Annotated in this window: 19 protein-coding genes, 2 tRNA genes and 1 pseudogene; 9 read left to right on the forward strand and 13 right to left on the reverse strand. The window is 72.7% G+C overall.

All coding sequences use genetic code 11. The features are described 5' to 3' along the window. From LQ222_RS10085 to LQ222_RS10095, 3 genes and pseudogenes are all read right to left on the reverse strand, one after another. A pseudogene (locus LQ222_RS10085) lies at positions 1-405 on the reverse strand (hypothetical protein); the annotation flags it as partial. 39 nt (positions 406-444) lie between these two features. After that, a complete protein-coding gene (locus tag LQ222_RS10090) occupies positions 445-2,277 on the reverse strand; it encodes an arginine--tRNA ligase (RefSeq protein WP_230166181.1) in 1,833 nt (610 codons plus the stop codon). A gap of 6 nt (positions 2,278-2,283) precedes the next feature. Then, positions 2,284-3,432: a deoxyguanosinetriphosphate triphosphohydrolase gene (locus LQ222_RS10095; protein ID WP_230166182.1), complete on the reverse strand. Its 1,149-nt coding sequence runs from the start codon at positions 3,430-3,432 to the stop codon at positions 2,284-2,286. A gap of 105 nt (positions 3,433-3,537) precedes the next feature. Here LQ222_RS10095 and LQ222_RS10100 point away from each other — a divergent pair, with 105 nt between their 5' ends. Together LQ222_RS10100 and LQ222_RS10105 are read left to right on the forward strand one after the other, a co-directional pair. After that, a complete protein-coding gene (locus tag LQ222_RS10100) occupies positions 3,538-3,891 on the forward strand; it encodes an iron-sulfur cluster assembly accessory protein (protein ID WP_230166183.1) in 354 nt (117 codons plus the stop codon). A 102-nt stretch (positions 3,892-3,993) separates the two neighbouring features. Then, a complete protein-coding gene (locus tag LQ222_RS10105) occupies positions 3,994-4,761 on the forward strand; it encodes an exodeoxyribonuclease III (RefSeq protein ID WP_230166184.1) in 768 nt (255 codons plus the stop codon). A gap of 174 nt (positions 4,762-4,935) precedes the next feature. Here LQ222_RS10105 and LQ222_RS10110 read toward each other — a convergent pair whose 3' ends face one another. The 7 genes from LQ222_RS10110 to LQ222_RS10140 all read right to left on the reverse strand — a co-directional run bounded on the left by LQ222_RS10110 (position 4,936) and on the right by LQ222_RS10140 (position 13,125). Further along, positions 4,936-5,259: a hypothetical protein gene (locus tag LQ222_RS10110; RefSeq protein ID WP_230166185.1), complete on the reverse strand. Its 324-nt coding sequence runs from the start codon at positions 5,257-5,259 to the stop codon at positions 4,936-4,938. 20 nt (positions 5,260-5,279) lie between these two features. After that, positions 5,280-5,516, reverse strand: a complete 237-nt coding sequence (locus LQ222_RS10115) for a hypothetical protein (RefSeq protein WP_230166186.1) — start codon at positions 5,514-5,516, stop codon at positions 5,280-5,282. Between the two features lie 94 nt (positions 5,517-5,610). Next, the gene (gene ilvD, locus LQ222_RS10120) at positions 5,611-7,329 is read right to left on the reverse strand and encodes a dihydroxy-acid dehydratase (RefSeq protein WP_230166187.1); all 1,719 of its coding nucleotides are present in this window, start codon (positions 7,327-7,329) and stop codon (positions 5,611-5,613) included. Positions 7,330-7,398: 69 nt separating this feature from the next. Beyond that, complete coding sequence (locus LQ222_RS10125) at positions 7,399-10,098, reverse strand: valine--tRNA ligase (RefSeq protein WP_230166189.1); 2,700 nt, start codon at positions 10,096-10,098, stop codon at positions 7,399-7,401. A gap of 53 nt (positions 10,099-10,151) precedes the next feature. Beyond that, a complete protein-coding gene (locus tag LQ222_RS10130; protein WP_230166191.1) occupies positions 10,152-10,697 on the reverse strand; it encodes a DUF2497 domain-containing protein in 546 nt (181 codons plus the stop codon). Beyond that, positions 10,694-12,232, reverse strand: a complete 1,539-nt coding sequence (locus tag LQ222_RS10135; protein WP_230166193.1) for a TolC family outer membrane protein — start codon at positions 12,230-12,232, stop codon at positions 10,694-10,696. The genes LQ222_RS10130 and LQ222_RS10135 overlap by 4 nt, the downstream gene beginning before the upstream one ends. 236 nt (positions 12,233-12,468) lie before the next feature. Next, positions 12,469-13,125 (reverse strand): protein-L-isoaspartate O-methyltransferase, encoded by a 657-nt coding sequence (locus LQ222_RS10140; RefSeq protein WP_230166194.1) that lies wholly within the window; start codon positions 13,123-13,125, stop codon positions 12,469-12,471. 108 nt (positions 13,126-13,233) lie between these two features. Between LQ222_RS10140 and LQ222_RS10145 the strand changes: the two genes are divergently transcribed. After that, positions 13,234-13,304, forward strand: a tRNA-Cys gene (locus LQ222_RS10145). 61 nt (positions 13,305-13,365) lie between these two features. Beyond that, positions 13,366-13,441, forward strand: a tRNA-Asn gene (locus LQ222_RS10150). 37 nt (positions 13,442-13,478) lie between these two features. On the opposite strand, the gene creD is transcribed toward LQ222_RS10150, so the two are convergent. Next, entirely contained in the window at positions 13,479-14,810 is a 1,332-nt protein-coding gene (creD, locus tag LQ222_RS10155; protein ID WP_230166195.1) for a cell envelope integrity protein CreD, read from the reverse strand. A gap of 110 nt (positions 14,811-14,920) precedes the next feature. Between creD and LQ222_RS10160 the strand changes: the two genes are divergently transcribed. The 3 genes from LQ222_RS10160 to LQ222_RS10170 all read left to right on the forward strand — a co-directional run bounded on the left by LQ222_RS10160 (position 14,921) and on the right by LQ222_RS10170 (position 17,977). After that, on the forward strand, positions 14,921-15,610 hold the full coding sequence (locus LQ222_RS10160) for a response regulator transcription factor (RefSeq protein ID WP_230166196.1): 690 nt from the start codon (positions 14,921-14,923) through the stop codon (positions 15,608-15,610). Positions 15,611-15,612: 2 nt separating this feature from the next. Further along, positions 15,613-17,154, forward strand: coding sequence for a HAMP domain-containing sensor histidine kinase (locus tag LQ222_RS10165; RefSeq protein ID WP_230166197.1), 1,542 nt, complete (start codon positions 15,613-15,615; stop codon positions 17,152-17,154). Between the two features lie 64 nt (positions 17,155-17,218). Beyond that, on the forward strand, positions 17,219-17,977 hold the full coding sequence (locus LQ222_RS10170) for a class I SAM-dependent methyltransferase (protein ID WP_230166198.1): 759 nt from the start codon (positions 17,219-17,221) through the stop codon (positions 17,975-17,977). 61 nt (positions 17,978-18,038) lie between these two features. On the opposite strand, the gene LQ222_RS10175 is transcribed toward LQ222_RS10170, so the two are convergent. Both LQ222_RS10175 and phnF read right to left on the reverse strand, forming a co-directional pair. Then, positions 18,039-19,181, reverse strand: a complete 1,143-nt coding sequence (locus tag LQ222_RS10175; protein ID WP_230166199.1) for an alpha-D-ribose 1-methylphosphonate 5-triphosphate diphosphatase — start codon at positions 19,179-19,181, stop codon at positions 18,039-18,041. A gap of 3 nt (positions 19,182-19,184) precedes the next feature. Continuing rightward, complete coding sequence (gene phnF / locus LQ222_RS10180; protein ID WP_230166200.1) at positions 19,185-19,931, reverse strand: phosphonate metabolism transcriptional regulator PhnF; 747 nt, start codon at positions 19,929-19,931, stop codon at positions 19,185-19,187. An 84-nt stretch (positions 19,932-20,015) separates the two neighbouring features. Between phnF and phnG the strand changes: the two genes are divergently transcribed. Both phnG and phnH read left to right on the forward strand, forming a co-directional pair. Then, positions 20,016-20,450: a phosphonate C-P lyase system protein PhnG gene (gene phnG / locus LQ222_RS10185; RefSeq protein WP_230166202.1), complete on the forward strand. Its 435-nt coding sequence runs from the start codon at positions 20,016-20,018 to the stop codon at positions 20,448-20,450. Beyond that, positions 20,447-21,022, forward strand: coding sequence for a phosphonate C-P lyase system protein PhnH (gene phnH / locus LQ222_RS10190; protein ID WP_230166204.1), 576 nt, complete (start codon positions 20,447-20,449; stop codon positions 21,020-21,022). The genes phnG and phnH overlap by 4 nt, the downstream gene beginning before the upstream one ends. The last annotated feature ends 2 nt before the right edge of the window (positions 21,023-21,024 follow it).

Raw genomic sequence — 21,024 nt, forward strand, 5'->3', positions numbered from 1 at the left:
GGGTGCGGCGGCGGCCGGCTGCGGCGCGGCGTCCGGCCCGGCGGGCCGTGGCGCCGGCTGCGCCACCTGGGCCCGCAGCGCATCGAGGCGCGGCCCCTCGGGCTCCGGCGCCAGCCGGGCGCTGCCATTGCTGGCCGGGCCGCGGTTGCGCTCGAAGATCAGTTCGTCCTGGTTCGGTACGCGCAGCCCGCCGGGATCGTCCGGGCGGACCTTGAAGGGCCGCGGGTCCGGTTCGATCAGCGGCACGGATCGCGGCCCGCCGCCCATGCGCGTCATGCCCCAGACCAGCGCGGCGCCGACCAGCAGCGCAGCCGCCAGCCCGCCGCCGATCGCGAGCAGGCGCCAGGGCGGCCCGCCATCGTCGGAAGGCCGCACCCGATAGGACGGCACAGGTACATCGGTCACGCCCCACCCCCTGACTGCCGAGGGGCCTGGGCCAGCCCGTCAGCGCATCTCCTCGACCGGCGTCACCCCCATGACGCCCAGGCCCGAGCGGATCACCGTTGCCGTCGCGGCAACAAGGGCCAGCCGGGCCCGGGTCGCCTCCGGTTCGTCGGCCCGGATGAACCGGAGCGTCGAATCGTCGCGACCACGGTTCCACAATACGTGAAAGTCCGAGGCCAAGTCTTGGAGAAAGAACGCGATCCGGTGCGGTTCACGCGCTGTTGCGGCCGCTTCCACCGTGCGCGGCCAGGCGGCGATGCGCCGGATCAGCGCCATTTCCGCCGGATCGGTCAGCGCATCGAGCGGTGCTGCCTCCAGCCCGACCGGGTCGCCTGCCTGCCGCAGCACCGACCGGCAGCGCGCATGGGCGTACTGCACATAGAACACCGGATTGTCGCGCGACTGCTCGACCACCTTGTCCAGGTCGAATTCCATCTGCGCGTCCGACTTGCGCGTCAGCATGGTGAAGCGCACCGCGTCGCGGCCCACTTCCTCGATCAGGTCGCGCAGCGTGATGTAGGTGCCGGCGCGCTTGGACATCCGCACCGGCTCGCCGCCCTTCACCACGTGCACGATCTGGCACAGCACGATCTCGAGCGGCACCTCGCCATCCGACACCGCGCGCACCGCCGACTGCATGCGCGAGACATAGCCGCCATGATCCGCACCCCACACGTCGATCAGCAGCTGGTGGGCGCGGCGCACCTTGTCGACATGATAGGCGATGTCGTTGGCGAAATACGTGTTGCTGCCATCCGACTTGCGCAGCGGGCGGTCCACGTCGTCGCCGAATTGCGTCGCGCGGAACAGGGTCTGCGGGCGCGGTTCCCAATCGTCGGGCGTCTTGCCCTTGGGGGGTTCCAGCACGCCCTCGTAGATCAGGCCCTTCTCCTCGAGCAGCCGCACCGCGCCCTCCACGGCGCCGGCCTGCACCAACGCGCGCTCGCTGACGAACACGTCCTGCGTCACGCCCAGCAGCGCGAGGTCCTCGCGGATCTCCGCCATCATCATCGCCACCGCCATCTCGCGCGCGGTATCCAGCCAGGCCGATCGCACCAGCCAGCCGCGGTCGAGCGCGGGGGCAAACGCCGAGAGCGTCTCCTCCGCCGGCAGCATCCCCGGCTGGATGCGCTGCGCCATCAGCGATTCGCCGAAGCGTTCGGCCAGCGCGTCGCCCACCGCCACCAGGTAGTCGCCGCGGTATTGCAGCGCGACGCCGAAGCGCTGCTCGGTCGCCTCCGCGGTCCAGTCGCCGTCGTCGAGCGTGACCGCGCGCAGATACCGCCAATACGCGGCCCAGCCCAAGGCCACCACCTGGTTGCCGGCATCGTTGACGTAGTATTCCTTGCTGACGTCCCAGCCGGCCTTGGCCATCAGGTTGGCCAGCGCATCGCCCACCACCGCGCCGCGGCAATGCCCGACATGCATCGGCCCGGTCGGATTGGCCGAGACATATTCGACATTCGCCCGCACGCGCGCGCCCAGCGTGCTGTCGCCGAAGGCCTCGCCGGCGCGCAGCACGGCGGGCACCTGGCCGCGCAGGAAGGCTTCGTCCAGCCGCAGGTTCACGAAGCCCGGCCCGGCCGGCGTCGCTTCCACCACCATGGGCAGCGCCACCAGGCGTTCGGCCAGCGCGGCGGCCAGCTTCTGTGGTGCGAGGCGCGCGGGCTTCGCCGCGACCAGCGCGGCATTGGTCGCCATGTCGCCATGCGTCGCGTCGCGCGGGGGTTCCACCTGCACGCGCGCCAGCGTCTCGGCCGGCAGGTCGGGCACCAGGGCGGCCAGCGCGCCGCGCACCTCCTGCGTGAGCAGGGTGAAGATGTTCTCGGTCATGGTGCGTCAGCCTGGAATGTCTGGGTCGTTCAGGCGCCGGTGTTCCTCCAGCGCGTAGCGGTCGGTCATGCCGGCGATGTAGTCGCACACCACCAGGGCGCATTGCGCGGTCCCCGCATCCCCGGCGCGCGCGCGCCAGATCGGCGGCAGCATCTGCGGCCCGCCATGAAGGTGGCTGAACAGCATCTGCACCACGCGCTTCGACTTCGCCATGGTGCGATTCACACGCCAGTGGCGGTACATGCGGGTGAACAGGAAGTCGCGCAGCGGCAGGTTCGCCTCGGCCATGGCGTCGGAGAAGGCGATCACCGGGCGGTCGGCGCGGCGGATGTCGTCCACGCTGGCGGGTGCGAGGGCGGCGATGCGGCGGCGCGATTCCGCCACCACGTCGCGCACCATGGCGTTGATGACGCGGCGGATCATCTCGGGCGCCAGGCGTTCGGCCGGCGCGTCCGGGGCGGCGGCACGGGCCTGCGCCAGCGCCTCGCGCACCAGCGGCAGCGCGCCCACTTCCTCCAGCGTAAACAGCCGGGCGCGCAGCCCGTCATCCAGGTCGTGGTTGTTGTAGGCGATGTCGTCCGCCAGGGCGGCGACCTGCGCCTCGGCCCCCGCATGGGTGTGCAGGTCGAGCGGGTGCTTCGCGTCGTACTGCGCGATATAGGGCGCCGGACGGCGCAGCGGGCCATTGTGCTTGGCCAGGCCCTCCAGCGTCTCCCAGGTCAGGTTGAGCCCGTCGAAGCCGGCATAGCGCGCCTCCAGCAGCGTCACCGCCTTCAGCGACTGCGCGTTGTGGTCGAAGCCGCCATGGGGCTTCATGGCGCTGTTCAGCGCATCCTCCCCGGCATGACCAAACGGCGGGTGGCCCAGGTCATGCGCCAGCGCCAGCGCCTCCGCCAAATCCTCATCGAGCGCCAGCAGCCGCGCGATCGACCGCGCGATCTGCGCGACCTCGATGCTGTGGGTCAGCCGCGTGCGGAAATGGTCTCCCTCGTGATAGATGAAGACCTGCGTCTTGTACTGCAGCCGCCGGAACGCGGTCGCGTGGATGATCCGGTCGCGGTCGCGCTGGAAGGGCGAGCGCGCATCGCCCCCCGCTTCCGGATACAGCCGGCCGCGGGAGGTCTCGGGCCGGACGGCGTGGGGCGCGAGGGACATCGCCCCGGGCCGTAGCACCCGCCCCCACCCCCCGGCAACCGCGCCACGGCGTTGGAACCACGCCGCACAGGCCCTATGTTGGGCATCCGAGGAGTCCCACCCGCCATGCCCGACGGCACGACCACCCTGCCCGCCTTCCGCGTGACCGAGCGCGCCGCCGCCCAGGTCGCCGAGATCGCCACCCGCGAAGGCCGCCCCGCCGCCGGGCTGCGCCTGGCGGTCGAGGCCGGCGGCTGCTCCGGCTTCCAGTACAAGTTCGGCCTGGAGGACAGCCCCGCCGAGGACGACCTGGTGGTCGGCGACGGGCCGGGGCGCGTCTTCGTCGATCCGGTCTCGCTCGACCTGCTGGCAGGCGCGGAACTCGACTGGGCAGAGGAACTGATCGGGGCACATTTCGCCATCCGCAATCCGCAGGCGGTGTCGGCGTGTGGGTGCGGGACGTCGTTCTCGGTCGGCTGAAGAAAAAAGGTCGGGGGAGGACACCTCCCCCGAATCCCCCACCGTTTTCTGGAAATTGCACCGGTTGCCAAACCAGGCGCGGGGCGCTTCCCTCGCAGCCGCATGAAACTCGCCACCTTCAACGTCAATTCCATCCGCCAGCGCGCCGGGCATGTCGCGCGCTTCCTGCAACGCGCGCAGCCCGACCTGCTGTTCCTGCAGGAAACCCGCTGCACCGCCGAACAGGTGCCCACCACCGAATTCGAGGCGCTGGGCTACCACACCCACGCGGTCGGCCAGGGCGGCGGGCGCAACGGCGTCGCCGTCATCGCCCGCATCCCCTTCGACCTGGTGGCCGACCACCTGCCCGGCGACACCGAGGACACCCAGGCCCGCTACATCGAAGTCCAGGCGGGCGGCATCAACGCCGCCGGCATCTACCTGCCCAACGGCAATTCCGGCGGCGAGGCCGGCTACGCCTACAAGCTGGCCTGGATGGACCGGCTGCGGGCGGTGGCGGCGGACCGGCTCGATGGCTTCACGCCCTTCGCCATCCTGGGCGACTTCAATGTCTGCCCGACCGATGCCGACCTCGCGCCCGGCACCTTGCCGCCAACGGATGCCCTGGTGCGCCCGCAGACCCGCGCGCGCTTCCGCGCCCTGCTGCACCTCGGCCTGACCGACGCGCTGCGCGCCCTGCATCCGAAGGACACGCTGTTCACCTACTGGGACTACGGCGCCGCCTTCGAGACCAACCGCGGCCTGCGCATCGACCACGCGCTGCTCAGCCCCGACCTGGCCGAACGCCTCGAAGCCTGCGAGGTCGACACCATGCCGCGCAGCGAGGCCCAGCCCTCCGACCACACCCCGGTGATCGCCACGCTACGCTGAGCGACCGCTGACGACGACGCCGCGCGCCCACGCCCCGGCACCAACCTTCGCGACGGGTCTCCAGGTCAGATCGCGTTCAGATGGAACCCTCTGAACGCGTGAAGATGCTCTGAAAACGACCGGCCAGGGCCTGCGACGTGAGCGCGAGGGAACGCAGCATGCTCCACGCGCGCCCTACCAGCGCCGGTAATACGGCCGGCCCCAATAGCCGCCGGGCCGCGGCCCCCAATACCCCCTGCCCCAGCCAAGGCCCACGCCGATCCCGACCGCCGGCGCGACCACCACCGGCGGCGGCGCGGGGGCCGGCACCACATAGGTCGGCACCCCCTGGTAGGGCACGTCGTAGCCATGGCCGTAGACCGGCGGCGCATAGGCGACGGGCGGCACCGGCGCCGGGATCGGAACGCCAGGCGCCGGCACCGGCCCCAGGCTGCCATCCGGATAGACGACGCAGCCGCCCAGCAGCAGGCAGGCCAGGGCAGTCAGGACAGGGCGCATGGCGCTCCCTCCATGGCGCGTCAGCGCCAGTAGCCGCCCCAGCAGCGACCATAGCCGTCGCAGCGCCGCGGCACCCATTGCCGGCGGGGGCGCGGCTGAACATAGACCCGCTCGGGCGGCGGCGCGACATAGACCGGCCCCGGCGCCGCATAGACCGGGCGCGGCGGCGGCGCATAGGCCACCGGCTCCTGATAGGCCACGCAACCGGCCAAGCCGGCCCCGGCCAGGCTGACGCAAATCAGGCGGCGCAACATCATGGGCATCCTCCGGGTGCGACAGGACGAACGTTCCGCCACACCGGGAGTTTCTGCCGCGCGCTGATGGCAGCGCGATGGCATGCGAAATGTAACGCTACTGGTCGGCGTAGCAGTGCGTCTCGGCCGCGCCGCCCGGATGCGTCACGGCGCCCAGGTGCGCCGGGCCGACCAGCTGCGCATATTTCCACAGCCCGCCGGCATTGTAGTCGTGGCCGCGCGGCGCCCAGGCGGCGCGGCGGCGCGCGATCTCCTCCTCCGGCACCATCATGTCGATGGTGCCCTTGTCCGCGTCGATGACAATCCGGTCGCCATTCTGCAGCAGCGCGATCGGCCCGCCGACAGCGGCTTCCGGCCCGACATGGCCGATGCAGAAGCCGCGCGTCGCACCGCTGAACCGCCCATCGGTGATCAGCGCCACCTTGTCGCCCATGCCCTGGCCATAGATGGCGGAGGTGGTGGACAGCATCTCGCGCATCCCCGGCCCGCCCCTGGGGCCTTCGTAGCGCACGATGATGACGTCGCCCGCCTTGTAGGCGCGCGCCTCGACGGCGGCGAAGGCGTCTTCCTCGCAGTCGAAGCACAGCGCGGTGCCGTCAAACCGAAGGTTTGCCATGCCCGCGATCTTCACGATGGCGCCATCGGGCGCGAGGTTGCCATGCAGCGCCACCACGCCGCCGATCGGGCTGATCGGGCTGCTGGTCGGGTGCACCACATCCTGGTCCTGCGGGATGATGACGTCGCGGTGGTTCTCGCCCAGCGACTTGCCCGTGACCGTCAGGCAATCGCCCTTCACATAGCCGCCATCGAGCAGCGCCTTGATGATGACCGGCACGCCGCCGATGCGGTGCACATCCGCCGCGACGTATTTCCCGCCCGGCTTCAGGTCCGCGATATGCGGCGTCTTGCGCATGATCTCCGCGACATCCTGCAGCGTGAAGCGGATGCCGGCTTCGTGCGCCATGGCCGGCAGGTGCAGCGCGGCATTGGTGGACCCGCCGGTGGCACCCACGATGGCCGCGGCATTGTGCAGGGCGTCCAGCGTCACGATGTCGCGCGGTCGCAGGTTGCGACGGATCAGTTCCACCACCGCGCGGCCGGACGCCACGGCATACTCGTCGCGTTCCTCGAACGGTGCGGGTGCGCCGGCCGAGAACGGCAGCGCGAGCCCGATGATCTCCGACACGCAGGCCATGGTATTGGCGGTGAACTGCCCGCCGCAGGCGCCCGCGCCGGGGCAGGCGTGGCGTTCCAGCTCGTCCAGCTCCTCGGGCGACATGTTGCCCGCCGCGTGCTGGCCGACCGCTTCGAAGATATCGAGCACCGTGACGTCCCGCCCATGGTGCTTGCCGGGCATGATCGACCCGCCATACATGAACACGGACGGCACGTTCAGCCGCAGCATCGCCATCATCACGCCCGGCAGCGACTTGTCGCAGCCCGCGATGCCCACCAGCGCGTCGTAGCAATGCCCGCGCATGGTCAGTTCGATCGAATCCGCGATCGCCTCGCGCGAGGCCAGCGAGGACTTCATCGACTGGTGCCCCATGGCGATGCCGTCGGTCACCGTGATGGTGGTGAATTCGCGCGGCGTCGCCCCGCCTTCCTTCACGCCCTTCTTGGCCGCCTGGGCCTGGCGTGACAGCGCGATGTTGCACGGCGCGGCCTCGTTCCAGCAGGACGCCACGCCGACCAGCGGCTGGTCGATCTCCTCGCGCGTCAGGCCCATGGCATACAGGTAGGACCGGTGCGGCGCGCGCTCCGGCCCCTGGGTGGTGTGGCGGCTCGGCAGGCGGGACTTGTCCCAGGTGGTCATGGCGTTGCTCCCCAGCGGTGTCGGCGCGGTCCGCCGAACGATGTCATGCGATCCAGTCGGGCTGCGCGCTCAGCCGGCGATGCGCGCCATCGCGGCATCCAGGCGCGCCACCTCGGTGCGCTGGGCGTCCAGCCGGTCGCGCATTTCCTGCACGATCTCCTCGGGCGCGCGCGAGACGAACACCTCGCTGCCGAGCTTGGCCGCGGTCTTGTCGGCCTCGGCCGCGATGCGCCCGCGTTCCTTCGCCAGCCGCGCGCGTTCGGCGGTCAGGTCGATCACATCGGCCAGCGGCAGCATGACCGTGGCCTCGCCGACCACCGCCTGAACCACGCCCCTGGGCGGTTCGCCCTCCAGCGCGCGGATCTCCGTCGCGCGGGCCATGCGGCGGATAGCGTCGGCCCAGCGGCCGGCGCGCGCCAGGCTCTCGCCCGACGCGCCGGACAGCAGCAGCGGCACGGTGATGGACGGCGCGACATTCATCTCGGACCGCACGGTGCGGACCTCGTTCACCAGCCGCACCACCCAGTCGAGTTCCGCGCGCGCCTCGGCCGCGCCCTGCACCACGGACGGCTCCGGCCAGGCCTCGCGGATCAGGCTGCACTCGGCGCCATAGCCCATGCGGTGCCACAGCTCCTCGGTGATGTAGGGCATCACCGGGTGCAGCAGGCGCAGGATCACGCCCAGCACATGCTGCGCGGCGCCCTTCACCTCATCCTTCTCAGGCCCGTCGGGGCCGAGCAGCACCGGCTTGGCGAATTCCAGGAACCAGTCGCAGAAGCCGCCCCAGGTGAAGCGGTAGCAGGCGGCCGCGTAGTCATCGAAGCGGAAGGCTTCCAGCGCCGCATTCGCCTCGGCCACCGCGCTGTTCGCGGCATCCAGGATCCAGCGCGACAGCGGCAGCGTGGCGGACGCCGGGTCGAAGCCGGGCATCGGCGCGATCCCGTTCATCTCGCAGAACCGCGCCGCGTTCCAGATCTTGGTGGCAAACGCGCGATAGCCGTCGATGCGCTGCTTCGCCAGCTTGATGTCGCGCCCCGGCCCCGCCAGCGCGCACAAGGTGAAGCGCACCGCGTCCGCGCCATGCGCGTCGATCAGCTCCAGGGGATCGAGCACATTCCCCTTCGACTTCGACATCTTCTGGCCCTTCTCGTCGCGCACCAGGCCGTGGATGCAGACGGTCTTGAAGGGCACCTCCCCCATGACGTGGATGCCCATCATCATCATCCGGGCGACCCAGAAGAAGATGATGTCGAAGCCGGTCACCAGCACGTCGCCGGGGTAGTACTTCGCCAGCTCCGGCGTCTTGTGCGGCCAGCCGATCGTGCTGAAGGGCCACAGCGCGGAGCTGAACCAGGTGTCGAGCACGTCCTCGTCGCGCACCAGCTCCACGTCGCGCCCGAACTTCGCGCGCGCCAGCACCGCCGCTTCCTCGGCGGTATGCGCGACGAACACCTCGCCATCCGGCGCATACCAGGCCGGGATCTGGTGCCCCCACCAGAGCTGGCGCGACACGCACCACGGCTGGATGTCGCGCATCCAGGCGAAGAAGGTGTTCTCCCACTGCTTCGGCGTGAACACGGTCTGCCCGGTCTCGACCGCCTTGATCGCGGGCGCGGCCAGCGTCTTGGCATCGACATACCACTGCATGGTCAGCCGCGGTTCGATCGGCACGCCCGATCGGTCGCCATGCGGCACCGCATGGGTGTGGGGTTCGATCTTTTCGACCAGTTCCAATTCTTCAAGCCGCGCCACGATCGCCTTGCGCGCGGCGAAGCGATCCTGCCCCGCCAGCCCGCGCACGAAGTCGATGTCCGCCACGCCCTCAACCGCGACGAAGCCCGCCGCGATCTCCTCCAGCATCACGCGGCCTTCCGCATCCAGCACGGAGGGCATCGGCAGGTCGTGCCGCTTGCCCAGTTCGAAGTCGTTGAAGTCATGCGCCGGCGTGATCTTCACCGCGCCCGAGCCCTTCTCCGGGTCGGAATACTCATCCGCCACCACGGGAATCGCGCGCCCCACCAGCGGCAGGATCACCTGCTTGCCGACCAGGTCGCGGAAGCGCTCGTCATCGGGATGCACCGCCACCGCGGTGTCGCCCAGCATGGTCTCCGGCCGCGTGGTGGCCACCACCAGGAAGCGGCCAGGCTCGCCCTCGACCGGGTAGCGCAGGTGCCACAGATGGCCCTTCACCTCCTTGCTCTCGACCTCCAGGTCGGAAATCGCGGTGAGGAACTTCGGGTCCCAGTTCACCAGGCGCTTGTCGCGATACAGCAGCCCTTCCCGGTACAGCCGCACGAACACCTCGCGCACCGCCTCGGACAGGCCCTCATCCATGGTGAAGCGTTCGCGCGGCCAATCGAGCGAGGCCCCCAGCCGCCGCAACTGCCGCGTGATGGTGCCGCCCGATTCAGCCTTCCAATCCCACACCCGCCGGATGAAGGCCTCGCGCCCCATGGTGCGGCGGTCGGCATTGCCTTCCTGCGCCAGCAGCCGTTCCACCACCATCTGCGTGGCGATGCCGGCATGGTCGGTGCCCGGCTGCCACAGCGCATCGCGCCCCTGCATCCGCCGCCAGCGGATCAGCACGTCCTGCAGCGTGTTGTCGAGCGCATGCCCGATATGCAGCGACCCCGTCACATTCGGCGGCGGAATCATGATGGTGAAGGGCTTGGCCGGGGATGCCGGGTTCGCCGAGAAGGCGCCGGCGCTCTCCCAACCCTGGTACAGGCGGTGTTCGATCGCGGCGGGGTCGAAGGACTTGTCGAGCATGGCCGCATCCCTTCCCCGGCCGGGGGGGCTGCGTCAAGGGCGCGGGGCGCGGTTCAGCCCAGCGCGCGGCCCGTCACGCGCTCGATCTCGGCGCGCACCAGGCGCTCGACGATGGCGGGCAGGTGCTGGTCCAGCCAGGACTTCAGCAGCGGGCGCAGTTCCTCGCGCACCACATCCTCGATCGACGGCCCGCCGCGCGTCACGGTCGCGCCGCGTTCGGACGAGACGGCCCGCAGCAACTGCCCGACCGAAGCGGTCGCCGCGGCCGCGACCGCCGGCGCCAGGAGCGAGTCCAGCCCGGCCTCAGGCAGCGCGATGGCGGGCTGCGCCGCGGGCAGGGCCGGCGCGGGTGCCGCCGGCTCGGGGACCATCATGTCCTCGGTGAGCAGCAGCGGCTCAGGCTCGCCGGGGGCGGCCGGCGCGGCGGCGGGCGCGGGCGCGGCCTCCTCGGCGGCGGGCGCCGCGGCGCCATCGGGCGAGGGCTGCGCCTCATCCTCGTTGAGGATGCGGCGGATGGAGGCCAGGATGTCCTCCATCGACTGGTCGGAAGCGACACCCGCGGGGGCGGCGCCGGCCGGTGGCGTGGTCTGTCCGCTCATGGGCTTCTTCGCACGGGGGTTGTGGGCGCCAGGGTCTGCACCTGCACCACGCCGGCAGGCGGCGGGGTGCCGGCGCCATCGGAGAAATCCCCCGTGCCGAACCAGCGGTCGCGCACCGCGTTGTAGTAGTTGCGCGGGTCATACACCTGCACCGGAAGGCCCAGGTCCTGCGCGGTCAGCCGGCCCATGGTGGTGGCCAGCGCATAGGACGCGTTGATCAGCGTGGCCAGCGACCGCACCAGGTTGACGCGGGCCTGGAGCAGTTCCTGCTCGGCATTCAGCACATCGAGCGTGGTGCGGCTGCCGACGATGGCCTCCCGCTGCACGCCATCCAGCGCGATCTCCTGCGCGCGGATCTGCGCACGCACCGATTCCACCTGGGCGCGGGAGGAGCCGAGCGTCTCCCACGCCTCGGTCGCCTGCTGCGCGGCCACGCGGCGCGCATCGGCCACCTGCTGGCGGGCCTGCTGGGCCTGCTGGCGCGCCTGGCGCACCAGCGCGTGCTCGGCGCCACCCTGGTACAGCGGCACATTGAGGTTCAGCGTGACCTGCGCGCCGGTCTGGCGCGACCCTCGCGCGGCGTTGTTGTCCAGCCGGAAGGCCGACGCATTCGCCGTCACCTGCGGCAGCAGCGCGGCGAACTGCACGTCGATGAAGTCGCGCGCCGCGGATTCGTCGAACAGCGTGGCGACCACGGTGGGGTTGTTGTCGGTCGCGAACCGCACCGCTTCCTGCTGCGAGCGCACCGGGGGCGCCAGCGGCGGCGGTGCCGTCACGCGCAGCGGCTCAAGCCCGGTCCAGCGGATGAAATTGGCCCGCGAGCTCTGGGCCACGCCCTGCGCCTGGTCCAGCTGGAAGCGCGCCAGCGCCAGGCGGGATTCGGCCTGCGCCACGTCGGTGCGGGTGATCTCGCCGACGCGGAAGCGTTCGTTGGTCGCCTGCAGCTGGCGCACCAGAACCTGCACGTTGTTGGTATTGAGGCGCACTTCCTCCTGGTCGCGGATGAAGAACACATACGCCCGCACCGATTCGAACAGCACCTCCTGCTCGGCGATCAGCAGGCGGGCGCGCTGGGCATAGACCTGGTTCTCGGCCCGCCGCGTCGATGCGGTGGTGCGCCCGCCGCGGTAGATCGGCTGGCTGACGGTCGCCTGCAGCGTGCCGGTGCCGCGGTTGGAATCCGTGTAGTTCGAGAACGGCACCTGCGGCGTGCGCCCCAGCCCGGTGACGAAGCCGGTCGCCGGGTCGGTGACCGGGAAGATCGCGCCGCCGGCGGTCTGCTGGGTGCGCGTGGTGGTCTCGGTATAGCCGGCGGCGCCGGCGATCACGACGGTCGGCCGCCAGCCGGCCAGCGCCTGGGGCACGTTCTCGTCCACCGCGCGCGCGGCGGCGCGCGCCGCCAGCAGGCGCGGATTGCCCGAATAGGCGGCGGCCAGCGCCTCCTGGAGGCTCTGCGACCATCCCGGGGTGCTTGGCAGCACCGCCAGGGTGGCGGCCAGGGCGGCCGATTGAAGCATTTTGCTGCGCAGGCTCATGATCACCTATGCCGTCCCCCGGGAATGGCCGGCCGGACACGCAACCCGGGATGAACCCCGCGCCGCGCGCCGGAAGTCTCGCCGAAATGTCTTAACGCACCGCAACAGCGGCGCGCCACCCCTGCTCCGGCAAAGAAGTGTGTCGCCCGATGCCGGGCGCCCGGCAGCGCGCGGACGCCGGCCATTGCGCGCCAGCAGGATACGCGACCGGACCAATCGATCCGGCGGTTACCGTGTCAGAAGGCGAAGGCCGGCGCGGCAGCGAAGCCGGGCAGCACCGGGGCATGCGCGTCGAATTCGCGCGTCGTCGAGACGGTGCCCCCCGCGCGGCGCGCCAGCAGCGCCCGCCCCGGCGGGCCGCCCTGCAGGCTGATCGCGACCAGGCGCCCGCCCTCGGCCAGTTGGTCCTCCAGCGCGCGCGGCACCGCCGCCACGCCGCCTTCGACCATGATGACGTCATAGGGCGCGCCGGCGGCGTGGCCCAGCGCGGGATCGCCCTCGATCAGCGTCACCGCCCCGGCCGGCACCGCCGCGGGCAGCGCGGCGCGCGCCATCGCCAGCAGCGCCGGGTCGGCCTCGACCGCCGTGACCGACCCGCCGATCGCCGCCATCAGCGCCGCGCCGAAGCCGGTGCCGGCGGCCACCACCAGGGCGCGTTCGCCCCGCCGCAGGCCCGCCAGCTGCACCAGCTTCGCCAGCACCATCGGCTGCATCATCGCGCGCCCGCCGGGCAGCGGCAGGTCGGCATCGGCATAGGCGCGGGCGGCCAGCGCGGGCGGCGCGAAGCGTTCGCGCGGCAGGTCGCGCAGCGCGGTCACGATGCGCGGGTCCTCGATGCGGTTGGGGCGCAGCTGGCAATCGACCATGAAGCGGCGCGCCTCGGCAAAATCCATCGTGCTCGGCCCTGTGCAGGAACGCCCCGGTTATAGGTCGGGCGGCGGCGGCACGCCAACCCGGCGCTTGACCGCGCGTCGCGCGCGGCCGATATGGGGCGCCCGCGCGGTCCGGTGGCCGAGTGGTCAGGCACAGGTCTGCAAAACCTGCTACGTGGGTTCGATTCCCGCCCGGACCTGATCGCGCGGGCGACTTTACAGTGGTGGCGCCCCACACTATACGCGGCGCCCGGCTCCTGATCCCCGATAGCTCAGCTGGTAGAGCGCGGGACTGTTAATCCCTAGGTCGTTGGTTCGAGTCCAACTCGGGGAGCCAGAGCACCACCCCCAAGGTTTATGCGGCACGCGGCGGCTCACCCGCCCCGCGCCGCGATCCCTCGCGTCGCCAGCATCACCGCCGAGAGCAGCGCGAACAGCCCGATCGCGCCGGCCAGCAGCGCCATGCTCTCCATCCGCAGCACCACGTACAGGAAGCCGAACAGCGCCGCGAGCACGCCCCCGAAGACCGCGGCCAGCCGCACGCGCCCCGTCACGCCCGCCGTGTAGAGGCACGCCTGCGCCATCACCATCGCCGCGCTGACCGCATAGGCCAGGCCGAAGCCGACCGCCTCCGAGATCGCCAGCAGCAGCATCGGGAACAGCACCATCGACAGCCCCAGCAACCCGTACTGCAGCAGGTGGATCCGCACGCGCGAGACGAGTTCGAACAGCCAATAGGTCATCACCGCCAGCAGCACGAACAGCGCCGCGTATTTCGCCGTGCGGTTCACCATGCGGTAGGTCGGCACGCCCTCCAGCAGCGCCACGCCCATCCCCGCGCCGCGACCGAGCACCGCGCCGCACCCATCCGCCGGCAGGCGCAGCGACCGCTCGGCCATGCCGCCCACCCATTCGGCGCGGAAGCCGGCGCCATCGCCGGAGGTCCGGTGCGGCAGGCTGCTGCCGAAATAGCTCGGCGTCTCCCAGGCCGCCTCGGCCGAAAAGCGCAGGCGCCGGGCGATCGGCAGCATCGCCAGCGCCTCGGTGCCGCGCAGGTCCATGCTGCCGGCGAAGGCCAGGCCGGGCTCCGGCGGTCCCTCCAGGCCAAGCGGCCAGCGTAGCGCCTCCACCGCGCCGCAGCGCGCGGCTCCCTCGCGCTCGACCGGCAGCGCGCGCCCGCCCAGGCTCAGCGTCGGCGCCTCGGCGGTCGGGCGCAGGTCGGTGGCACCGGTCAGCAGATAGGCGCCGCGCCAGTCGGGCGTCACATCCGCGGGCAGCGCGGCCGCGGCATCGCCGAGCCGCCCGGTGATTTCAATGCGCGCCGCATACACGATCGCCTCGAACAGCCCGCGCCGCCGGGCCTCGGGCCGCAGCGTCGCGGCCATGGACAGCTCCGCCGCGGGAATCGCGATCGCCCCCGGCTCGCTTCCGCGCACCGCCGCCTGGAGCACCGGCACCACCAGCACCGGGCCTAGCACGGTCTGCGGTGCGCCCCAGGCGCGGCCGATCTCGGCGCGCACCTCGCCCTGGCGTTCCTCACGCTCGGCGATCAGCCCGGCGACCATGTATTGCGGGACCAGCAGGGCAACGACCAGCGCGCCGACCAGCGCCAGCTTCAACCCCGCCGGGCCGAGCAGGCGCGCGCCTTCGGCCAGCGGGTTGGCGGCCGGCGGGGCGGGTTCCGGCGGGGCGGCGGTGTCGGACATGATGGGACCTCCTGCAATGTCGGTCCGCCCAGCCTGGCGCGCCGGCATGCAGGGGCGGTGTCGCGCCCTTGCAGGTGCCAGGGATGTTTGGTGCAAATGTCGTGCAGACCATGCCGAAGATCCTGATCGCCGACGACGACCCGCATATCCGCAACGTCATCCGCTTCGCGCTGGCGCGCGACGGGCTTGTGGTGGTCGAGGCGGCGGACGGCGCCGCCGCGCTTGCGCTGATCGCGCGCGAGGCGCCGGACCTGGTCATCCTCGATGTCATGATGCCCGAGCTGGACGGCACCGAGCTGTGCCGCCGGCTGCGCCGCGACAGCGACGTGCCGGTGATCTTCCTCTCCTCGCGCGGGGAGGAGGTGGACCGCGTGCTCGGCCTCGAGCTCGGCGGCGACGACTACATGACCAAGCCGTTCAGCCCGCGCGAGCTGGTCGCGCGCGTGCGCGCCCTGCTGCGCCGGCGCGAGGGCCGCGTCACCGACGCACCGCGCGCCCCCGCGCCCTTGCGCCGCGGCGCGCTGAGCCTCGATGCCGATCGCTTCGAGGCGCGCTGGAACGCCGCACCGATCCCCCTCACCGTCACCGAGTTCCGCCTGCTGCAGGCGATGGCCGCGCATCCCGGCCGCGTCTTCACGCGCGACACGCTGATGGGCGCGGCGCATGCCGAACCGCGCATCGTGGCCGACCGCACCATCGACAGCCATGTGCGCCACCTGCGGGCGAAGCTGGCCGCGCTCGGCGCCGCGCCGATCGAGACGGTGCACGGCCTGGGCTATCGCTACCGGGACGACCCCTGAGCATGCGGCACCACAAGCCGCGCATCCTGGCGGTCCTGCTGCTGGCCAACCTGGCGCTGCTCGTGCTGCCGCTCGGCGGGTTGTGGATGCTGCGCCTGTACGAGAGCGCGCTGGTGCGCCAGACCGAGACCGAGCTGATCTCCCAGGCCGCCATCATCGCCGCCGCGCAGCGCGCCGCCTGGCTGCGCGAGGCCGGCCAGGACGCCGCCCCGCAGGCGATCGACTGGGCGCCGCGCTTCGCCAGCCTCGACCTGGCGCGCGACCCGATCCTGCCGCCGCCGCCCGATGCCGCGGCGCCGGACCGCCCGGCCGATCCGCTGGCGCGTGCCGCCGGCGCGGCGATCGCGCCGGTGCTGGCCGAGGCGCAGCGCGTCACCCTCGCCGCCATGCGCGTGACCGACCAGGCCGGCGTGGTGGTGGCCAGCACCGGCAGCGAGGACGGCCTGTCGCTGCGCGCCCTGGAAGAAGTCGCCGCCGCCCTCGCCGGCCAGCCCGCCGCCCGTGTGCGCGCGCGGCGCGAGGCGGTTCCCGCCGGCGCGGGTTCGATCAGCCGCGCCGCGCCGTTTCGCGTGTTCGTCGCGCTGCCGGTGCAGGCGGGCGAGCGTGTGATCGGCGCGGTGCTGCTCTCGCGCACGCCCTCCAGCCTGCGCCAGGCGCTGCACGGCAAGCGGTGGGAGCTGGCGGCGCTCAGCCTGGCGATGCTGGTCGTCGCCGGCGGGCTGGCGGGCTTCATCGCCTATACCGTCAGCCGGCCGATCCGCGCGGTGGCGGACCAGGCCCGCGCGGTCGCCGCCGGCGCGCGGGTCGAGGTGCGCCGCGTGCGCCGCAGCGCGGTGCGCGAGGCCGACGAGCTCGCCACCGCGATCGCCGGCATGGCCGAGACGCTGGAACGCCGCGCCGCCTATATCAGCGACTTCGCCGCCGCGGTCAGCCACGAGTTCAAGACACCGCTCGCGGCGCTGCGCGGCGCGCTGGAACTGCTGCAGGACCACGGGCCCGGCATGTCCGCGCAGGAACGCGCGAATTTCCTCGCGCAATGCATGGAGGATGTGCAGCGCCTGGACCGCCTGGTGACGCGCCTGCTCGACCTTGCCCGCGCCGAGACGCCGCAGCCGCAGGACACCGGCCGCGCCGCGATCGGCGACGCCTTCCGCGACGCCGCCGCCGGCCGCGACATCGCCTTCGCCGGCGACGCCACCGCCGAGGCCGCCATCGCGCCCGAGGCGCTGCGCAGCATCCTCGGGATCCTGTTCGACAACGTCCGCCAGCATGCCGGCCCGCAGGCACGCTGCGCGGTCGCCTGCCGGATCGAGGGCGATGTGGTGCGAATCGGGGTCAGCGACAACGGGCGCGGCATCTCCGGCGCCAATGCGCGGCGCGTCTTCGACCGCTTCTTCACCACGGCGCGCGCGGCCGGCGGCACCGGGCTCGGCCTCGCGATCGCGCGCAGCCTCGCGGAAGCGGCGGGCGGCGGGCTCGACCTGCTTCCCGGGGCGCCGGGTGCCACCTTCGAACTGCGCCTGCCGGCCTGGCCGCGGCGCTGACCTGTCGCGCGACTTGACGCGGCGTGCCCGCGGCGGCTCCCATGCCGCGCCCCGGGACACGAAGATGGACACCGCGCCACCGCCGATCGCGCCACATGCGACCCTGCCGCGCCACTATGCCGACGACCGCCAGCGCGACCGCTTCGTGCAGGCGCTGTTCGACCAGGGCGCGCCCTCCTACGACCGCATCAACGCGATCTTCTCGCTCGGTTCCGGCGCAAGGTATCGCCGCGACGCGCTGCGGCGCGCGGGGCTCGCGCCCGGCAAGCGGCTGCTGGATGTCGCGACCGGCACCGGGCTGGTGGCGCGCGAGGCCGTGGACATCCTGGGCGGGGCGGCGGATGTGGTCGGGCTCGACCTCAGCGCGGGCATGCTGCGCCAGGCGCGCGCGGCGCTGCCCATCGCGCTGGTGCAGGCGCGCGCCGAGGCGCTGCCGCTGGCCGATGCCTCGGTGGACCTGGTCAGCATGGGCTATGCGCTGCGCCACGTGCCGGACCTGGTGCGCGCCTTCGCCGAATTCCGCCGCGTGCTGCGCCCGGGCGGGCGGGTGCTGCTGCTGGAGATCGACCAGCCGTCGAACCGGGTCGCGCTGGCGGCGCTGCGCTTCTACCTGGGCGGCGTGGTGCCGGCGCTGTCGCGCCTGGTCGGGCGCGGCCAGGCCGACCAGCGCATGATGCGGTATTTCTGGGACACCATCGACGCCTGCGTGCCGCCGGCCACCATACAGGCGGCGCTGGAGCGCGCGGGCTTCACCGGGATCGGCTGCGACGTGCAGCTCGGCGTGTTCCGCGCCTATGGCGCGCAGCGGCCGGCGGAGGGTTGAGGCAGCGGCTGGTGCCGCGCGCGATGCGCCCCGTTTCTCAGCGCGCGATGCGCCCCGTTTCTCAGCGCGCGATGCGCGACGCCTCCCCCGGCGCGATCCAACCCAGCCGCCCCGCGGCAAAGACCGCGACCGGCGCGCGGGCTGCCGCGTCGACCACCACCACATCCCCGCGCAACCCGGGCGCGAGCCGCCCGCGGTCCGCCAGCCCGCAGGCACGCGCCGGATTCTCCGACACCAGCGCCCAGGCGCGCGGCAGGTCGAGCACCCCGCGCTGCGCCATCGCGAAAGCCGCCTCCATCATCGCCGGCCAGACATAGTCCGACGCCAACACGGTCACGATGCCACGCTCCGCCAGCGGCGCCGCGCTCGCCCAGCCGAGATGGCTGCCGCCGCGCACCACGTTCGGCGCGCCCATCACCACGGGCTCGCCCGCATCGCGCGCCGCCGCGCCGACCGCCTCGGCCATCGGGAATTCGCAGATGGTCGCGCCATGCGCGCGGTAGTGCTCGCGGTCCTCGATGGTGGCGTCGTCGTGGCTGAGCACCGGGATGCCGGCCGCGCGCGCCGCCGCCGCCAGGCGCGCGCGTGCCGCCGGCACCTCGTCGCGCCGCGCCGTCACCGCCGCCGCCAGCTCGGCGAAATCCGCCGCCGCCATGCCCGCGCGCCCGGCATATTTCGCCACCTGCACCGGGTCCTTCAGCCGCTTCACGATGGCCGGCGTGTGGTCGTTGAAGCCCAGCAGATGCACCGACCCGTCGGCGATGCCCGCCAGCGCGTCGTCCAGCGCGTCCAGGTTGTCGGCCTCGAAGCGCAGATGCACGCGCAGGTCGGTCGCCGCGCGCGCGCGCGCCGCGGGCAGCGCCGCCTTCAAGGCCCGCCAGGCTGCCAGCGACCGCAGCCCCGGCTCCCAGGACAGCGTGACGCCAAGGTAGGCGGTGGTGATGCCGCAGGCGATCAGCTGCGCCGCGGAATCGCGCAGCGCCAGCGCGGTCGGCAGGTCCACCCCGGGGCGCGGCTGCAATTGCCGTTCATGCGCGTCACCATGGATGTCGACCAGCCCCGGCATCACCAGCAGGCCGGTCGCGTCGAACCGCGCGGCACCAGCCGCCGGCTGCTCCGCCACCGCGCCGCCGGCCAGCGCCAGCGCAGCCTGCGCCATCGCGCCGTCCCTCAGGACGGTGCCGCCCGTCACGATCCAATCCATCCCTCAGGGCTCCACCACCAATTGCACGCGTCCCGCGGCATAGACCGCGAGCGTCCAGTCCACCGGCTGGCCGTCGGGGTCGACATTGATCGATTCCGCCACCATCACCGGGCGCGAGCGTGACTGCTGCAACAGCGCCGCTTCCTCCGGCGTCGGCAGGCGGGCGGTGATGCGCGAGGAACGCCGCCGGTAATCCGGCACGCCGCAGGCCGCGAGCGCCGCGGTGATCGACGGGTCGCTCTCCAGCGCCTCGGCCACCCCGGCGCAGCGCGGCAGCGGGAAGTGATGATGGCCGAGCACCATCGGCCGCCCATTCACCAGCCCAAGCCGTTCAGCCCGCAGCACCAGCCGCCCGCGCCGGATGCCGAGGGCTTCGGCGAGCTGCGTCTCGGCGGGCATCTCGCTCACGCGCAGGATGCGCCCGGCGGGTTCGCGATTCTCCCGCCGGATCAGCTCGGAGAACCGCGTGCGAGGACCGAGGCGGTAATCCACCACATCCTCGGCCACGAAGGCGCCGCGCCCCTGCTCGACGCGGATCAGACCGCGCGCCTCCAGGTCCTCGAGCGCACGGCGCACCGTGTGGCGGTTCACGCCGAAGCGCGCGGTCAGCACCGCCTCGGTCGGCAGGCGTTCGCCGGCGGCGGCGCGGCCGCGGCTGATCTCGGCTTCCAGCGTCGCGGCGATCTGCCGCCACAGCGCCACCCCCTGTCCGCGCGCGATGCCGGCGCCTGTCATCGAAACTTCAACCATGCGCGGTCATGTCCGTGGGATATCCGTGTGGACTTTCTCGGGCATGGACGTCTACATGTCCAGACAAATCCGATGACCCAGCCCATGCCCCACCCTGCACCGGAACGCCGCGCCTGGATGGCCGTGCTGGCGCGCGCGCCGGCCGACGACATCGCCGCCCTGCTGCCCGCCCTGCCCGCCCACGACCGCCTGCGCGCGCCCGAGACCGGCCTGGTCATGGTGCGCGGGCGCGCGGGGGGCGACGGCGCCCCCTTCAACCTCGGCGAGATGACCGTCACGCGCTGCGCCGTGCGGCTCGGCGATGCGGTCGGCCACGCCTATGTCGCGGGGCGCGACAAGCGCCAGGCGGAACTCGCCGCGCTGGTCGATGCCGCCTTGCAGGACCCGGCGCACCACGACGCGCTGATGGCTGCCGTGATCGCCCCGCTCGCCGCCCGCCAGCAGGCCGTGCGCGACGCCGAGGCCCGCCGCGCCGCCGCCACGCGCGTGGAATTCTTCACCATGGCGACCATGCGATGAACGCCCTGACCCCCGGCTTCGCCGACCCCGTGCTGGACGCCCAGGCCGCCTTCCGCGCGGTGCTGGAGGCCATGAGCCGCCCCGGCCGCGTGGTCGTGGCCGGCAGCGCGCTGCAAGCGCCCGCACCGCTGTGCCGCGCCGCCGCCGCCGTGCTGCTGGCGCTGGCCGATGCCGATACGCCGCTGTGGTCGGATGCCGGCGCGGATGCGCAGGCCTGGCTGCGCTTCCATTGCGGCGCGCCCATCGTCGCCATGCCGGGCGATGCCGCCTTCGTGCTGGCCAGCGGCGCGCCGCCGGCGCTGGCGGCGCTGCAGGCCGGCACCGAGGAACAGCCGCAGCGCGGCGCCACGCTGGTGCTGCAGGTGGCGGCGCTGGAACCGGGGCGCGGCTGGCGCCTGACCGGCCCGGGAATCGAGCACGAACACCGCCTGGCCGTGACCGGTGCGCCGGACGGCTTCATCGCCGCCTGGGCCGCCAGCCGCACGCGCTTCCCGCGCGGCGTCGATGTCGTGCTGTGCGCCCACGACCGCCTTGCGGCGCTGCCGCGCACCGTCGCGATCGCGGAGGGCTGAGC

The sequence above is a fragment of the Roseomonas sp. CECT 9278 genome, from assembly GCF_918698155.1.
Taxonomy (GTDB): Bacteria; Pseudomonadota; Alphaproteobacteria; order Acetobacterales; family Acetobacteraceae; genus Neoroseomonas.

Coding starts and splice junctions, on each gene's coding strand:
- phnF (WP_230166200.1), bottom strand. CDS start 19,931: ATGGTTGAAGTTTCGATGACAGGCGCCGGCATCGCGCGCGGACAGGGG.
- LQ222_RS10165 (WP_230166197.1), top strand. CDS start 15,613: ATGCGGCACCACAAGCCGCGCATCCTGGCGGTCCTGCTGCTGGCCAAC.
- LQ222_RS10100 (WP_230166183.1), top strand. CDS start 3,538: ATGCCCGACGGCACGACCACCCTGCCCGCCTTCCGCGTGACCGAGCGC.
- LQ222_RS10115 (WP_230166186.1), bottom strand. CDS start 5,516: ATGATGTTGCGCCGCCTGATTTGCGTCAGCCTGGCCGGGGCCGGCTTG.
- LQ222_RS10095 (WP_230166182.1), bottom strand. CDS start 3,432: ATGTCCCTCGCGCCCCACGCCGTCCGGCCCGAGACCTCCCGCGGCCGG.
- LQ222_RS10125 (WP_230166189.1), bottom strand. CDS start 10,098: ATGCTCGACAAGTCCTTCGACCCCGCCGCGATCGAACACCGCCTGTAC.
- LQ222_RS10130 (WP_230166191.1), bottom strand. CDS start 10,697: ATGAGCGGACAGACCACGCCACCGGCCGGCGCCGCCCCCGCGGGTGTC.
- LQ222_RS10105 (WP_230166184.1), top strand. CDS start 3,994: ATGAAACTCGCCACCTTCAACGTCAATTCCATCCGCCAGCGCGCCGGG.
- phnH (WP_230166204.1), top strand. CDS start 20,447: ATGAACGCCCTGACCCCCGGCTTCGCCGACCCCGTGCTGGACGCCCAG.
- phnG (WP_230166202.1), top strand. CDS start 20,016: ATGCCCCACCCTGCACCGGAACGCCGCGCCTGGATGGCCGTGCTGGCG.
- LQ222_RS10135 (WP_230166193.1), bottom strand. CDS start 12,232: ATGAGCCTGCGCAGCAAAATGCTTCAATCGGCCGCCCTGGCCGCCACC.
- creD (WP_230166195.1), bottom strand. CDS start 14,810: ATGTCCGACACCGCCGCCCCGCCGGAACCCGCCCCGCCGGCCGCCAAC.
- LQ222_RS10175 (WP_230166199.1), bottom strand. CDS start 19,181: ATGGATTGGATCGTGACGGGCGGCACCGTCCTGAGGGACGGCGCGATG.
- LQ222_RS10110 (WP_230166185.1), bottom strand. CDS start 5,259: ATGCGCCCTGTCCTGACTGCCCTGGCCTGCCTGCTGCTGGGCGGCTGC.
- LQ222_RS10090 (WP_230166181.1), bottom strand. CDS start 2,277: ATGACCGAGAACATCTTCACCCTGCTCACGCAGGAGGTGCGCGGCGCG.
- ilvD (WP_230166187.1), bottom strand. CDS start 7,329: ATGACCACCTGGGACAAGTCCCGCCTGCCGAGCCGCCACACCACCCAG.
- LQ222_RS10160 (WP_230166196.1), top strand. CDS start 14,921: ATGCCGAAGATCCTGATCGCCGACGACGACCCGCATATCCGCAACGTC.
- LQ222_RS10170 (WP_230166198.1), top strand. CDS start 17,219: ATGGACACCGCGCCACCGCCGATCGCGCCACATGCGACCCTGCCGCGC.
- LQ222_RS10140 (WP_230166194.1), bottom strand. CDS start 13,125: ATGGATTTTGCCGAGGCGCGCCGCTTCATGGTCGATTGCCAGCTGCGC.